Origin of the sequence: Leptolyngbya sp. FACHB-261 (genome assembly GCF_014696065.1) — a bacterium.
Taxonomy (GTDB): Bacteria; Cyanobacteriota; Cyanobacteriia; order FACHB-261; family FACHB-261; genus FACHB-261.
The window spans coordinates 1-16162 of record NZ_JACJPL010000017.1; the positions used below are offsets into that span (position 1 = coordinate 1).

The window sequence follows — 16162 nt, forward strand, 5'->3', positions numbered from 1 at the left end:
CTGATGGAGAACACGCGATTTCGGTTGACGGTGTGCTGTGCTCCAACAACGGTGAAGTGCTGAGAGATGCAGCAGTTCGAGGCTTGGGGATTACGCTACTTCCCAAGTTCCTAATCGGAAAAGAACTTCAACAGGGAACGCTGCAAACTATTTTGCCTAGCTATCACCCATCTGAACTCTGGATCTATGTGCTCTATCCCGTGAACCGCCATCTATCCACGAAAATCCGGTTGCTAGTTGACTTTTTACAGAAACAGTTTGGCCACCAAACCAACTGGGATTTATAAGTCAGCGTTGATTTTTCGGGTGCTCACAAAGCTGAGGGGTGAAGCTGTGTAGAGTTCAGGGGCTCCGATAAGGGATATTATGAGGGGCAGCCTTGGCTAGTTTACTAACAGCCTTGATCACACAGGGAGAAAAATCTTTCTTGCCGTTTATCGCCCGCTAGATTTAATCGTGGCTGACTTAGCAGGAGCTGTGGACTAGGCTGTGGCAGCAACTCGATAGATTTCTTGGTTTATACAAAAGGACATATTCATGACCTTACCGATTATTCTGCAACCTGGCGAGGGTCGATCCGTCAAAATTCAAACCAGCACATGTACCTTTAAAGCTACTGGTGAAGATACACAGGGCCATTTTGGACTATTTGAATTTGTCATGGAACCTGGGGCAATCGGAGCACGCCCTCATATTCATAAACAATTGACTGAAATGTTTTACGTGGTGGAGGGTGAGGTTGACCTGATGCTAGGACAAGACCAGGTCACTGCTTCACCAGGGGCATTCATGATTGTGCCAGAAAACACACCGCATGGCTTTTCTAATCGTGGCTCACAGCCAGCAACACTGCTGATTATGTTTTGTCCAGCAGACCATCGGGAACAGTATTTTGAAGGACTAGCTGATTTGACGAGGGAGGGACGACAGCCTAGCCGAGAAGAGCTATTTGACTTGATGCAGAGATTCGATCAGTATCCTGTGCCCGAGCAGGCAAGCAACGAATAGTCGTAGCTAGCTCACTACTGGCTCACCTAACAGAAAATCATCTACGGCCCATTGCGAAACAGCTCCTATCAAAGAAAAATGAGGGCTTTACAACGTTAACTACCAATGTTGTACGAAACTGAATATCAGAACGCTCGACAACCAACGCCATCATGACTGAGAAGCTTCCCACTGACCAAATCATTCGAGTCCCAACACCACTGGTTCCAATACTTGAAGAACTCTCGAATTTATATACACAGGGGCACGAAGAGCAGACTCTAAAGGGGCTACAGGAGTTGACAGCAGCAATTGGCAGAAAACTTGATGACAGCAGTACTGCTAACCCCAGCGCTGGCCCCGAAGTTATAGCAGACCTGCTTGCTCGGGTGAAGCGATTAGAGCAGGTGGTCGATCTTCTTCCGCCAGGATTGCGTACTGGCGGGTTTGCTCCACCCCTCAAGCATCATAACTCTGGATTTAACCAATCTGTTGTGGTTGGTTCTGTCCAGAGTTCCTCCGTTTACGAAGATGTTGAGGATGAGCCTGATGAGATCCTGTATGACTTCTTAGAGCCTGGGAGCAATCCTTAGGTTAGGGCTCTCTTCGATCTAGTGATAGGTAGCCTTGTTGTTTGAGTGTTAAGGGCGATCGTTAGGGACATTGAATTAAGGTGAGTTACATCTGATTCACCGCTCAGTTCATTGGCTTTACAGGTGACTAGATATATGAAGCGTGATGTTCTGGCAGCGAGCAGTCTTGTTACCAGCAGATGTCTATAGCGGTTCTCAGATGCATGAAACATAGTAGGGGGTAGCCCAAGCCCCCTTTATGAATCGCCCCTTATGAAAACATACTCGCTTGACCTGAGTCAAAAAGTAATTGAGGCTTACAACAGACAAAAAGGCTCCTAAAGTCAATTAGCCAAACGATTTAGCGTGAGTCTAGCCTGGTTTAAGATTTACTGAAGCAGTACCGGAGATGCACGATTGTCCCCAAAACAAGGCGGCGCGACTGTCAAACTCAATGCTAAGCAAGCGAGGCTAGTGAAAAGTTAGTGGAGGAAGATAACGTCCAAGTCGATCTGCAGTCATCAAGATCTGGATTAAGCAGTTACAGAAGCATTGAATTTAGTGATGAGCAAAGACAGGGTGGATTAGTTTAGCCATTGCTGTTACTATCCCCCTCTGAATACCTCAGGCTGTACTGTACTCTTATAGAACTGCTAAATTCAGAAGTGGCAAGGAAACAAGCACAGGAGTTAATAAGCTAGTTACAACCAGAACAGAGCGATAGTGTCACTTGGTCTGCTACCTTCTAGCCATAGTTAGTTCCATATCGCTATGATGTTTTCTTCGTTCTATAGGAGCTGTTGATAGGGACAGTTCTTGCTTGAGGAAGTTTAGGACAAAGACAATCTCTTGCTCTGAAAACCTAAATAAGCAACTTTCTCGTTCGCTTAGCAGCTGTGATATGAGCTGCGAGTCACTATATTGCTGGCAATTGCCAGTTTCTGTATAAGTTCCGTAGTTCCAGCATATTTTGGTTTTATCCCAAGATAAACAACCTTCAAATACCTCTGCAATGCCTCTAGCAGCAGCTACTAGAAAGGATTGAGCAAATCTCTCTTCTAGGCTTTCTAACCGATGGAACTCTATAGAATTTGCTGAGATAGCCATAGTCGCGTTCTTTCTAATGAGCTGATGAATGCAGACAAGTCAATTCTTATACTTTCGTAAAGTCTTAGCATCCGCTGGAGCGCTCAGATTACTCTGACGTATGGCGCAGTATTCTTTCCTAAGAACTTGTCTATAGCCAAGATCCTGACAAAGCTCCGGATCTCTTGATTTAGCGCAGAAGAACCCAGGGGAAACACTCCTGAGCCTGTCTAAAGTACAAAAAATTCTCTCGTCGTCAGGGTGATAGCAATTTATCAGGTTGTGGCACTCACAGAATCGAGAGTGCTCCTTCAAAAGGAATCTCACCTGCACAAGAAGTCCCTTGCTCATCTAGCGAGAAACCAAATTTCAGGTGAGCCATTTAGCCACTAGCCCTCCCATGCCGTGCTGAGCCAGCTAATGAGAGTAGCCGTGCCCACGACCGCTGTATAAACTCGCTCGCTCGTAGAAATGAATATCAGGTTTCAGGGAATCTCATCCGTTCTACGTTGGTACTCTATTAGTTCACTCTGGCTCGGAAGCGGATGAAGCCATAGGAGGTGCTGGGAGTCCCAGGCCCAGTGGAGTTGGGTACATCTCCTAGGCTGATAATGACAGTACCGTTTGTGTTGCTTGCCGAACAATTCACTGACGAGGGTAAGGTGCCGCCGGAGGAGATAAATTGACCTCCGTCTGCATCTGTTCCAGTATTTGTCAGATTAGTAGCAGTAGCAGAGCCAAAGGCTTTTGCAATCCCCGATCCACTTGCAAAGGCATTAGGGGAGAATGTGGTATTGGTAGGAACTAGATCACACACGTTAACGCTTTGAGCAGTGCGACCACCATTAGAAAGAAAATAAATGGTGTACTCTACTTCATCTCCAGGCCTAGTCGCTCCACCATCAATGGCTCCTTTCAAATAGCCTGAGGGCCAGTTAGAAGCGTTGTCATTGGTAGTTCCTGGATCATCCACAAAACTAGTAGTATTAGCTCCGTTACTGGGGATGATTGCAGTGACCCGCTTAACAAGCAACAATTGAGGGTTACTGCTACCCAACGTTACGCTTGCTTGATCATCTTCGCCTACCACACTGTTGCCAGGTGTAGAGTCAGGATCAGGTTGATTCGAGGCTGTAACCTGAGCTGTATTAGTGACGGGGGTGCTCCTAGTTATAATCGCCGTAACTTGCAAAGTTGCATTTGCTCCGCTAGCGAGATTACCAACAGTCCAGAGGCCTGTTGCGCTGTTATATGTGCCTTGGCTCGGCATTGCTAACCCAAGTGTTAATCCTGATGGCAGTAAATCGGTTACAGTTACACCCGTCGCTGAACTTGGCCCTGTGTTTCTAACCGTTACTGTGAAGGTCACACTCTGTCCAACACCTAGATTAGTAGAATTAGCCGTTTTAGTTAAGGACAGGTCTGCACTAGGCGTGATACTGGTTGAGACTTGAGACGCAGATTGAGTGCCATTGTTGTTTGCAGGTGTTGGGTCAGTTGTAGTGGCGGTACTAGAGGCTTTATTAAGCAGTGGTCCTCCACTCACTGGTGCTGTTACAGTTACAGTCCGAGTGACGCTAGTTTGAGGGGATAGGCTAGCGATAGTTGGCCAAGTGACAACCCCATTTGATACAGTACCGTTGTCAGAGGCACTATTAAAGGTGACACCAGTTGGTAAGGTGTCTTGGATAACAACGTTAGTTGCAGTAGAGGGACCGTTATTTGTAGTCGTAATTGTATAAACAATGCTACCTCCAGCCACGACACTGTTCGGGCCAACTTTAGTCGTGATAACATCAGCACTGGAAGTCAATGTATTTTCATCAATGCCGGTGTTGTTGGCAGTGTTAGGATCAGTTGTACCCGTTGGTGCTGCCACCGTTGCTGTATTCCTCAAGCTGCTAGTAGCGCTGGGAGAGATGGAGCCAGTGACGGTGTAAGTGGCGGTGCCTCCATTGAGTAGGTTTGCAGTGGTATTGATGGTGTTACCTGTTCCATTGGCAGCTCCACAACTCGAACCCACTGATGCAACACAAGCCCAGGTTATATTCGTAATCGTGTTAGGCACTGTGTCAGTGACTATTGCACCAGTAGCGGTGCTGGGGCCGTTGTTCTTGGCAACGATAATGTATTGAATCTGACTGCCTGAAGTAGCTGTAGTTTGGTTATCAGTTTTAGTAATACTAAGGTCAGCATTGGCAGTCAACGTATTCTCATCGGTGCTACTGTTGTTGCCAGCATTGGGATCAGTTGTACCCGCTGGTGCTGCTACTGTTGCTGTATTGCTCAAAGTGCCGGTGGCACTGGGAGAGATGGAGCCAGTGACAGTGTAAGTGGCGGTGCCTCCATTGAGTAGGTTTGCAGTGGTATTGATGGTGTTACCTGTTCCATTGACAGCCCCACAACTTGAACCCACTGATGCAACACAAGCCCAGGTTACATTCGTAATCGTGTTAGGCACTGTGTCGCTGACTATTGCACCAGTGATGTCGCTAGGACCGTTGTTCCTTGCAGTAATAGTGTAGCTAATTTGAGTACCAGTAACAGCTATGCTTTGACCATCCGTTTTGGTTGTGCTCAGGTCTGCTTGGGGAGGAAGAGCAGTTACTGCAAAGTTGTTAATCCCAGTGCCAACGTCAGCGTTGTAGTGGTAGCTGCTACCAGAAAAGTCGTAAATGATGTTACTGAGCGCACCACTACCTGTTGAAAGAACTTTGATAGTGTAAACCGTGGTGATATTGTCCCCTGCTTTGTCCCCCGTGTAGGTATCGGTAATTGCTGGGTTATTACAAGCTCCGTTATTGTGATAGAAGGTACTGCTTGGATCATTTTCCCAACCGCAAGCGTCAGCATAGACAGAGTTATTGGTTGCTCCAGCAGGGGTTGAGTAAGTTGAGGAAGCAGAAATGACTTGAAAGAAAACCGGCAGGAGGGGTAAAACTGACAACTGTTCATATCCGCCAGGCGCAGTCGCCGCGTTGACTGTATATTGAACAGTTTGTCCTTGATAGACGGTACTGGGGCCTGTAATGCTCTTTACAGTATTTCGCGCTTGGGAGACTAATTTCTCTACATAAAGCTCTCGATTGATAGGGGTGCTTACAGTACCTGAGTTAGTTGCAGTGGCTTGAATGCGAAACTTTTGTCTGCTGCCTGGAGTATTTAAAGTTGAATAGGCACTCGTATTGCGGGCAACTTTCAGATTGAAATAGAAGTCGTAGCAATTGCCAGGTGTAGGACCTGTGTTGCCAGGTGGGTGGGATGTAGAACCAGCAGGTAGGAGAGGAATGGAAAGAGTACTTGCTCCTAATACACTGATAAAACTGTTGCCGCCATCATTAAAGAAGGTAGCCGTCACGTTAGTCGCAGCAGTATCGCCAACATTGCAAACACGGGCACCCGCTAAATACTGATCCGGTCCTTCAGTAACCTTGTTACTATCCAAACCAATCACGTTCCAGGTGATAGGAGTGATGGTGAGTGATGGGGCAGCGTTTGCAATAGAAAATGGCCACAGCGTAATACCACTGGAGACAATTATGAAAGCACAGGAGGTGAGAGCAGTAGCCAGGAACTTGAGCAGGCGCTGAGACCCAGGTAGCCTAACTCTTGAACTCCCCTTGGGGGCACAGGTCTTTTGAAGCCAGAAACTTAATCTGGCAGGAAGAGTGCCCTGCAAATTCTGTAGCAGAAAAATTGCTTTTGAAAGAAGTTTAGATAGTAGGCTCATAGCTGCTCAAAATTCCTGGTTCCAACCGACTAGCAGAGACTGTTTGGCTTAGAGAGATACTGAATGTGAGATGAAGTTAATGAACTCTTAATGTTGGATACCCACTAGATCGAGCCTTACAGGAACCAATCCGGTCTGCCTTAGCCCGATGATTTGAGCTAGGGGCCCCCTGATACTGATATCCTGGCGTCTGAATCTTGTTGTTAAGGAAGTCCTTATGCCCTGTTGCACCGAAGGCAACTGTTGGCAGATTCATAGAGAGAAATAGTATATCTATAGCGTTTAGAAAACTTCTCTTTTTAGTGCTTGGTCTGATTGACTGATGCAGCTCCACAGTTTTTTTTGCCCTTTAAGAACAGAATTTACAGACAAGTAGTTTCACTGAGACTCACACACCACTCAAGGACTAAAGCAGAAATCTCCATTTCCGGAAGATAGCGAGAATATCTGAATTATGTTTCTAGATGCAGCCTTCCCTATCCAACGAGGAGCTATCACTAGCTCTTTTCCCTCATGAAGAGTAAATGAAACAATAGAGATCATCAGAAATCCAAGCAGAAGATAGCCTGAGTGAAATCACGGCTTGTTCGAAGCGCGAGCGGCTAAACCCTGTGGCTCTCACTGAGAAATAGATCAGAGGCAATGTTGTTTCTGCTGAACAGCATTGCCTCTAACCACTCACATCAGCAGCATTACTGAGATAAGCGACAAGAGCAATTCAGCGCTCTAGTTGATATTTCCACCTATGGTTCTCTCTGTAATCTGGACCTCATTTTTAGTGGGCTCCGTGTTTTCCCCTTAGTGTCCGATCTGAAAGATAAAAATTCAGTAAATTTCCTTTGTACTATTCAGCTTGCAATGGGCAACACTCTAATAGGTCGCCAAGGACTCTTCAACTTTTACGCCCTAATAGTTCAGGCCATCGCCTTGTTGTCTAGTTGCTCCCGGTGTTGGGGGTAGAGGAATAAATTCAGTGAAGATGCTCAAGAAACCAAAAACAACGCTGCAATATTGTTATCGCCCCTTACTAGCAGCAGCATTTATTGTGGGAGGTAACTTCCAACTTTTAGCCCCGGCTTTTGCTGCCGGAACTGTGGCTGGAACATCCATTAGCAACACAGCTACTGCAACTTATACAGATCCCAATAATCCAACCCAGCCAATTAACGCAACATCCAATACTGTTGTTATCAAAGTTGCAGAGGTAGCAGGTATCACGGTTACTTCTCTAGGAACAACTGACACCACTCCGGCTACCCCTTCCGTTGTGGGGGACACAATTAATTACGGCTACAAAGTCACCAACGTTGGTAACGACGCCACTTTATTCTTCGTTCCAGGTACAGCGACTGTCAGTGGCACTGCTACTGCTACTGCAGGAACTGTCCAGATTGTTGGCTATATGGATGCCAACGGGACGCGCACTAATATTACTGCGGTCAATGTACCGGCGGGTGGTGCCAGCACAGCAGCGCTAGGCATACAGATTGGCACCAATCCTGTTGGCGCAATTCCTGCTGGCTATTCGCTGATTGTTGAGGTTCCTGTCACGATTAATTCAGGAGCTACAAACTCCAGCATCACCGTCGTGCTGGGTAATACCGGCGCCAATACAAACGCTGCTGATAGTCAGAACCAACCCTATCCTACTGCTCCTACTGGTAATGATCTCTACACCGTAGATGGCCCTGACGGAACTCCGACGGACGTTGAAGCGGATGGCGCTCCAATTAATGGTCAGCGTGAAGCTAGCGCCTCTGAGACTCTTCAAGTAGGAGCAACGCCGGTTGCCTTCGCGACCATTCTCAAAACCAATGGTGGCTACAGCAACGCTGGTACCCCAGCTACGCTCAATGATGACCTGATCACCTATAGCTTGGGCTTGAACGTTGCTAATACGACTCCCACAGGTAGCACCGGAATTAGTTCTGCAAACCTGGTGGGGACGCCGATTAACATTACGGGTCTTCCTACTGGCAATTACATCCTAGTTTCCGACGCGATTCCATCCAGTACAGCTCTGACAGGTACTCCCAGCGCCCCCTCTGGCTGGACGCCAATCTACACAACCACTGCCACCAGCACTCCAGCAAACCAGGCTCTGTGGACAACTACTCAACCAGCCTCTGGGGTTACCCGTGTTGGTTTCGTCAATAGCGGAACGGTTGCAGAAGGCGTCAATATCACTGGCTTTGCGTTCCAAGTCGTGACTAGTGGCATCAGCGGTAGCTCCACGATTGCCAACATTGCTCAGGTGTTTGGTCAGAGCCAAGGTGGTGGTACCACCCTGGTTTACGACGAATCCGGTGACCAAAACCCCAACAACTACGAAAATAACGCCCCGCCTGCAACCAACAACCCGACCACTGGCGTTGCCAATCCAACTACTGATGGAATTGACAGCGGCAACAACACTGGTACTGGCCCTGGTGGTGAAGTCAACGTCTTTACGCTGAATGCTCCTGGTAATGTGCTCAACGGTCCTAATGCTCAGCCGGCAGCAATAGGTCCTAATAGCAGCAATAATACGGACTTCACCAACAAGTCCACAGCCATTCCCGCTGGCACTGCTCCCGGTGGCAAATTTGATCCGGCGCCAGTCCAGTTCAACAACACAGTTAATAATCCTGGCACCGGCACGCTTACTAATATCGTGTTGGCCCCTGATGCGACCAACTTTACCGCAAGCGCTGCTGAAAGCTTGCCACCAACAGGAACGCTAGTGACGATCACCTATAACGGTCAAACAGCAACCTACACCTTTAACGGCACTGATTTTGCACTTAATACAGGCAATACACCCGTTATTGTTCCTAGCTTGGGACCCAGCACATCGGCTAGTTACACCGTTTCTGTCGATTTACCAGTGGATACCACTCTATCTACGGATACAGGCAAAGGCTTTGCCATCCCGATCTATGCCTTCCTGGATTTGAATGGGGATAACCAACCAGACTCAAACACCCTGGAGCCCACTCAAAACACCACGATTGATCGGGTTTACACCGGCTTCTTGAAGTTGGTTAAGGACGCCCGTGTTCTCGATACTAACGGCACTACAGTGGTGCAGGATTATCCAGCCACACCTGGAAGCACCAACATTCCAGCTAGTGCAGTTCTAACGGGTCGCTTCATCGAGTACCGCATTACCTACACCAACATTTCCAGCCCAGCAACAGGCGCAACGGGCAGTATTGGGTTAGATGCAACTAACGTAACTGTTACTGAGAAGGGCGATATTGGTGGTAATGGTGGTAACAACTGGGCACTGGATAACGATGGCAACGGTGTCATTGATACCAGCAACGTAGTTGGCTCAGCTAGTGCTGGCACCACCTTCTTACCTAGTGGCGACCAAAGTGGCATGACCGCAGGTACAGACGTGACGACGTACACCAACACCACGGGTACGACGATTCTGCCGAGCAGCACCGGTACCTTCATTTTCCGCCGTCGGATTAACTAGTCACTCAAAGGTTAGGGGATAGAGCGGGAAAACTGATTCAGTAACACCCCAACTGTCCCCTAGTTCTCACCTTCAATCTCGGTTAACTGTCCTGAATGCAAAGAGTGTCAACATGAAACGTCTGTCGATTAGTCTCGGTGCCCTGGTTCTGATTGCCACGATTCCTTTTGTGGGTAGCACCCCAGTAATGGCTAGCTTGCAACAAGCAGGTCAAACCATTGCCCAGGCGGTTCGTCGTCCTCAAGTGCGGCTGAATCTGAGCGCTGAGAAACAAGTGGTCAGAGTAGACGCCAAAGGCCAAAGGCAAATCTCCTGGGAAGCTCTATCAGGCAGTGCGGTAGTTCATCCTAGCGATGTACTGCGCTACACAATTCGTGGTGCCAATGCTGGCAATGAAGCGGCTAGAAATCTGGTCTTCACTCAGCCGATTCCTCAGCAAACTACCTATGTTCTAGAGTCTGCAACTAGCGCTAGCGGCGCGGGACTAACCTACAGCATCGACAATGGCAAGACCTTTGTTGAGAAGCCCATGATCAAAGTGACCCTACCCAACGGCAGAATCGAAGAGCGTCCTGCTCCCGCAGAAGCTTATACCCATGTGCGCTGGAACTTCAGAGAAGCAGTTAATCCGGCAGCAGCTATCAATGCCTCTTATCAAGTGAGAGTTCGCTAGTCACTTTCTGGGGCGGTTATTAGTTCTTCTAGCAATCGCCCCATCATTAAACAACTTCATTTTCTAATAAAGAGACAGCGTTTTGCTGACTCTCGGTTCCTAACGCAAAATAAGCCGTAATTCAAAGTTTCACAACTAAGCAAAGCTAAGAATTATCGGCTAGAAGGGGAAAGATTAGATGAGCCAGCCCAGAAAAAGACATTCATCTCGCTTGCTACTTAGCTGCTTCAACCTACTAGCGGCAACTCTTCTAGCCAGAGGAACTTTTCCGATTTCAGTACCTGTACTAGCTCAAAGTGCCCGAGCCACTTCAAACCGAGCAGCGATTGTTAACCAAGCTTCTTATAGTTACACCAGTTCAGGCGATAGCACTCAGATTACCGGAACTTCAACCCAAGTTTTAACCACAGTTAATCGCTCCATCCTAGTCGATCCTCTCGGTCGCATCACCGACTGCGCTGGCTCAACCTTAGCTGACTATAGAGGATTTAGGGTTGCCCTATACGAAGCCAACTCTAGTGATCCAACAGGCTCAGAAATTGGCAGACTTCTTCGTTTAACTCAGACTGAGCTACCCAATATCCCCAATAATGGTATTCCTGAAGGGATCACTCCTAACAGAGAAAATAGCAATCCCTTCTTCATCGCAGGTGGCGACGAGGGAACCTATAGTTTCCTGCTCAGCTCTGACGGAGGCCAACTAGATCCAGGCAGATCCTACATTTTGCTAATCAATCCGCCTGAAGGCTCGATCTACAGCCAGCGACGGGTAAAAATCACCATCGGTGCTCGCAATGGTAGAACCCTGCAATACACTGCAACTTCCTTAGACGGGAAGCCGATCAGTGCGACAGATAGGCGCACGTCAATGGTTCAAACCATCAACATTGAGGACGCAGAGAAGGTAGGGCTGAATCTGGCTGTTCTGGGCTTGAACACTAGTGTTTGCCAGAGTCAGGAGATCCAAATTATCAAAACAGGTGACCGGGCAGCCGCCGAGCCAGGAGATACCGTCATCTATCGCCTCTTAATTAAGAATCTAGCAAATTCAACTGAGAACAATATAGTTGTCACTGATCGCTTGCCATTAGGGTTTAATTTTCTGCCGGATTCAGTTCGCGGTGAATTGCAAGGCCAGAGAATCCCTATTACAGCGGAGCACAATGGCTCAACCGTCACATTCCGCGCAGCTGTTCCCCTTCCCCCTAAAGCAGTCCTGAATATTGCCTACGCAGCTCAGGTTACCCCTGATGCCTTAAGGGGTAACGGACGTAATTCGGCAATCGTCAATGCTCGACGCAATGATAATAACCAGGATGTTAAGGATGGCCCTGCAGTTCATCAGTTACGGCTTCGCGGTGGTATCTTGACTGATTGCGGTACTTTAATCGGCCGAGTGTTTGTCGATAAAAACTTTGATGGCGAACAACAACCGGGTGAACCGGGTGTGCCTAACGCTGTGATCTTTATGGATGACGGCAATCGAATCACTACCGACGCTAACGGCTTATTCTCTGTGGCTAACGTAATCTCTGGCCACCGCACAGGTGTTTTGGACCTTAGTAGCCTGCCAGGTTATACCTTAGCTCCAAATCTCTACTTTAGTGAACGGAACAGCCAATCTCGGCTAGTGCATTTAGCGCCTGGTGGTTTAGTGCGAATGAACTTTGCCGTGACGCCAACCTTCCAGGAACAAAGCAGCCGCTAGTTCTAGCTATTTCTCAATTAACAAGCTTGTTCTGCCTCGTGACAAGGCTTATTCACTCCCTAAAGGGAGCTTGCGATTAGACAGGCCGTCACTCATAAATCTCTCAAGTAATTTCTAAGGTAGAAGGCTGGGACGCTCAGATGAAGACCTCCTTAAAAACGATTCTCTATCTCAGCCTATTTACGACAACCTTAGGAGTATTGGGCCTGGTTCCAAGAGCTTGTGCAGAAGAAAATACTAGTGTTGCTCCTATAACAGAAGCTGGCGATAATTCTGAGCCAGTATCGTCAAGTGCTACACCTGAGCCAGCTGTGGTGGATCCCACTAATAGTCAACCAGAAATTTTTGCTGAGCCTAGCCCCGCAATCGCAGCTCCAACCAACATTCGGCCTGAGAGTTCTACTAATTCTGTCAGTGGTAGCTCGCAGTTAGCACCGTCAAGTGCTGCGCCGGGTCCAGCGATAGCAGCGCCAACTAATATTCCACCTGAAAATTCTACATCTACTAATTCTGCTAATTCTCAATCAGAAAATTCTACAACCCCAAATATAAATTCAGCTCTAGGTCCGAATCAAGTACGGATCTTAACTCCGACTGACAATTCCTTAGTAGATGTTCCAGCTACTACAGTCATCTTACAGTTTCAAACAGATGCTAAAGTCACCCTGAGAGTGAATGGTGTTGCAGTCGATCCTTCTGCAATTGGACGAACTGAGACCGATTCAACTAACAACCTCACTACTCAAACCTGGTACGGAATCGCGCTGAAGGATGGCGAGAATACCATTACTGCGCGGGCAGAGACAGCAGGAGTTACAGGTCCTATAGCCACCGTTAAAGTACAGGTTCGAGGAACTGTCAAGCAGATCACGGTAGAAACAGTCGAAGCATACATTCCAGCTGATGGTCGGTCTACAGCTACGGTTCAGGGACAACTCTTAGATGAGCGGGGAAATCGCTCTAATCGAGATGCTGTTGTGACGCTGGTTGCCAGTGCTGGAGAATTCACTGGCGCTGATTATGACCTTGATCAGCCTGGATTTCAGGTACAGGCTCGACAAGGGCAATTTACAGCAGCATTGCGCTCCAGTCTCCAAGCCAAAACTGCTCGTATCCGAGCTACAACAGGAGACCTGGAAGCATTTAGTCAAATTGAGTTTCAGACCAATCTGCGCCCCTCAATTGTGACGGGGGTTGTTGATTTGCGGATCGGTGGCCGTGGCACTGATTATTACGGCAGCTTCCGCGACTTCATGCCTCCCGATGGCGACAATGGCACGAAAGTTGACCTCCGTACCGCGGTTTTCGCCACAGGCAGAATTGGCGAATGGCTGGTTACAGGTGCGTACAACAGCGAACGTCCACTCAACCAAACTTGTGATGGCGAAAACCGCTTATTCCGGGACGTTCAGTTTTGTGACCAGAATTATCCAGTCTATGGCGACAGTTCAACGGTCACAACTGTTACCCCTTCCACAGACCATCTCTATCTGCGCTTAGAACGTACCTCTCCTACACCGGGTGCAGGCACTGACTATGCAATGTGGGGAGATTACAACACCGAGGAGTTCGCAACCCAATCTCAACAGTTCACAGCCACCACCCGACAGCTCCACGGCTTCAAGCTCAATTACAACTTTGGCAATCTGCAACTCTCAGGCTTTTATGGCAACAATGTTGAAGGCTTTCAGCGCGACACGATTGCTCCTGATGGCACCAGTGGTTACTACTTTCTTTCTCGACGATTGTTAGTTGGTGGCAGTGAGAACGTTTTCATTGAACTAGAAGAGTTAGACCGTCCTGGTACTGTTCTTGAGCGTAAGGAACTCAACCGGGGTACTGACTATGAGATTGATTATGACCGCGGCGCCCTATTGTTTCGTCGGCCTTTGCTCAGAACTGATGTAGACGATGAGGGGCGAGTTTTGGTCCGCCGCATTGTTATTACTTACCAATACGAAAACTCAGGGGCTGATACTAACATCTATGGAGGCCGCTTAAGATACCACTTTTCACGGGAGCTGAATCATGAAAGTTGGCTAGGGGCAACTTATTTGCGGGAAAATCAGGGAAGCCGTAAGTTCGAACTCTATGGAGCTGACGCCTTAGTTTCCTTTGGTCGAGATGGTCGCCTCATCGCTGAATATGCTCATTCCAGCAACGATTCTGAGGTTCTCGGACCTGTGAGTGGTTCTGCCTATCGGATCGAAGCAGAAAGCACTCTCATCGAAGGAATTAGAGGTCGAGCTTATTACCGTTCAGCTGACACAGGCTTTGCAAACAACGCCACCATTAGCTTTGTGCCCGGTCAAACCCGTTATGGGCTTCAGCTGGCTGGTCAAGTTTCATCGACAACAAACGTGCGTGTGCAATATGACCACGAAGATAATCGTGGCATTGCGCCTCGTCCTCTAAACAATCTTAGAGATCTCTTTAATCCAGGTTCTGAAGCAATACCGGGTAGCCGGGTAGATAACAGCCTCACTACAATTTCTGTAGGGGTTCAACAGCGCCTTGGTGCTGCCAGCTTGGAGGTGGACTGGATCAATCGTCATCGCGAAGACCGGCTGGCAACCGAAGATAACGATATCACTTCCAGTCAGTTACGCTCCCGTCTGACGGTTCCCCTCGCTAGTAACCTCACGTTCCGAGCTCAAAATGAATTGAATCTGAGTTCACAGGTTGACACAGTTTACCCAGACCGCACAATCTTTGGCTTAGCTTGGCAGGTTATGCCTGGTATCACTGTTGAGCTCAATCACCAATTCTTCTCGGGTGGTCAGTTCCGGAGTAACTCGATTACTAGCTTAGATATTAACGGCGATTACAAACTTGGCTCAGATACTACTGTTAGTGGGCGCTTTTCGATTATTAATGGTCAATCGATGGCAGGAGCTATCGGTATCCAGCAGGGTTGGACGATTGCGCCAGGGTTAAGGGCAGACTTCTCTTACGAGCACGTGTTTGGTGACATCTATGGTCGCACAGGTGCAGGTGCTCGTTTTCCTCAACCTTATGCAGTGGGTCAGAGCGCTTCTGCGCTTGGTGTTCAAGGAGGAGATAGTTATAGCGTTGGCCTGGCTTATACTGACAACCCTGATTTCCAAGCGAGTGTTCGCTATGAGCACCGCAGTTCATCTGAAGGTTCCAACACAGTCATATCGGCCTCAGCAACTGGCAAAATCTCGCCTGCTATTACAGCTTTATTTCGTTATCAGCAGGCTAACTCTTCCAATCAATTGCTGCGGGGATTAGGGGATACAGTCAACCTGAGATTTGGCCTTGCCTACCGAGATCCCAATGACGATCGCTTAAATGTTTTGTTGCGCTACGACTATCGCAAAAATCCGGCCACAACCCCAGGTACTATTCTGCTAGGAACTGGTACAGGCTATGAGGATCATACTTTTGCGATTGAAGCTCTCTACGCGCCTGACTGGCGTTGGGAATTTTATGGCAAATATGCCCTTCGTCATAGCACCTCTCAACTGGCCCAGGATCTTGTTGGTACCAGCACAGTCTCTTTAACCCAGTTGCGAGCGACCTACCGTTTGAACTACAGAATGGATTTAGTTGGCGAAGCTCGCTGGATTAATCAACCTTCAGCAGGCTATAGCGAAACTGGTTTTACCGTTGAAGCTGGCTATTACCTAACACCTAATCTGCGGCTTTATGGCGGCTACAGCTTTGGTGGCGTGAATGACCGTGACTTTGATGGCACACGTTCGGGCGGGGGCTTCTACGGGGGTATCGTGGTCAAACTCAACGAATTGTTTAATGGCTTTGGTTTGCAACGAGTAGCCCCTCGCCAGCAGCGGGAGTCTCAAGCCCAACCAGTTACAGCAGAACCCTCTCCTGCTAGCCAAACTGCAGCCTCAAACCTTATTCCAACCATGGCGACTGCGACATCTACCGCAGCAATTACTTCCACCCCATAAGG

At 48.2% G+C, this 16162-nt stretch carries 9 protein-coding genes; 7 read left to right on the forward strand and 2 right to left on the reverse strand.

The window, feature by feature from the left end; translation table 11 throughout:
* The 3 genes from H6F94_RS09155 to H6F94_RS09165 all read left to right on the forward strand — a co-directional run.
* Nucleotides 1-287: LysR substrate-binding domain-containing protein (locus H6F94_RS09155; protein WP_242041084.1), on the forward strand; the 287-nt coding region annotated here is incomplete at its 5' end.
* A gap of 250 nt (nucleotides 288-537) precedes the next feature.
* Complete coding sequence (locus H6F94_RS09160) at nucleotides 538-1008, forward strand: cupin domain-containing protein (protein ID WP_190801938.1); 471 nt, start codon at nucleotides 538-540, stop codon at nucleotides 1006-1008.
* A 152-nt stretch (nucleotides 1009-1160) separates the two neighbouring features.
* On the forward strand, nucleotides 1161-1580 hold the full coding sequence (locus H6F94_RS09165) for a hypothetical protein (protein ID WP_190801939.1): 420 nt from the start codon (nucleotides 1161-1163) through the stop codon (nucleotides 1578-1580).
* A gap of 717 nt (nucleotides 1581-2297) precedes the next feature.
* Here H6F94_RS09165 and H6F94_RS09170 read toward each other — a convergent pair.
* Together H6F94_RS09170 and H6F94_RS09175 are read right to left on the reverse strand one after the other, a co-directional pair.
* Nucleotides 2298-2666, reverse strand: a complete 369-nt coding sequence (locus H6F94_RS09170) for a hypothetical protein (RefSeq protein WP_190801940.1) — start codon at nucleotides 2664-2666, stop codon at nucleotides 2298-2300.
* 499 nt (nucleotides 2667-3165) lie between these two features.
* Nucleotides 3166-6090 carry a CLIPPER-2 domain-containing protein gene (locus tag H6F94_RS09175; protein ID WP_190801941.1) on the reverse strand — a complete coding sequence of 975 codons (2925 nt, stop codon included), beginning with the start codon at nucleotides 6088-6090 and terminating at the stop codon, nucleotides 3166-3168.
* Nucleotides 6091-7354: 1264 nt separating this feature from the next.
* Between H6F94_RS09175 and H6F94_RS09180 the strand changes: the two genes are divergently transcribed.
* The 4 genes from H6F94_RS09180 to H6F94_RS09195 all read left to right on the forward strand — a co-directional run bounded on the left by H6F94_RS09180 (nucleotide 7355) and on the right by H6F94_RS09195 (nucleotide 16160).
* The gene (locus H6F94_RS09180; protein ID WP_190801942.1) at nucleotides 7355-9841 is read left to right on the forward strand and encodes a beta strand repeat-containing protein; all 2487 of its coding nucleotides are present in this window, start codon (nucleotides 7355-7357) and stop codon (nucleotides 9839-9841) included.
* A gap of 112 nt (nucleotides 9842-9953) precedes the next feature.
* Nucleotides 9954-10514, forward strand: coding sequence for a DUF11 domain-containing protein (locus H6F94_RS09185; RefSeq protein WP_190801943.1), 561 nt, complete (start codon nucleotides 9954-9956; stop codon nucleotides 10512-10514).
* 178 nt (nucleotides 10515-10692) lie between these two features.
* Nucleotides 10693-12222 carry a DUF11 domain-containing protein gene (locus H6F94_RS09190; RefSeq protein WP_190801944.1) on the forward strand — a complete coding sequence of 510 codons (1530 nt, stop codon included), beginning with the start codon at nucleotides 10693-10695 and terminating at the stop codon, nucleotides 12220-12222.
* 140 nt (nucleotides 12223-12362) lie between these two features.
* Nucleotides 12363-16160 carry a TonB-dependent receptor gene (locus H6F94_RS09195; RefSeq protein ID WP_190801945.1) on the forward strand — a complete coding sequence of 1266 codons (3798 nt, stop codon included), beginning with the start codon at nucleotides 12363-12365 and terminating at the stop codon, nucleotides 16158-16160.
* The last annotated feature ends 2 nt before the right edge of the window (nucleotides 16161-16162 follow it).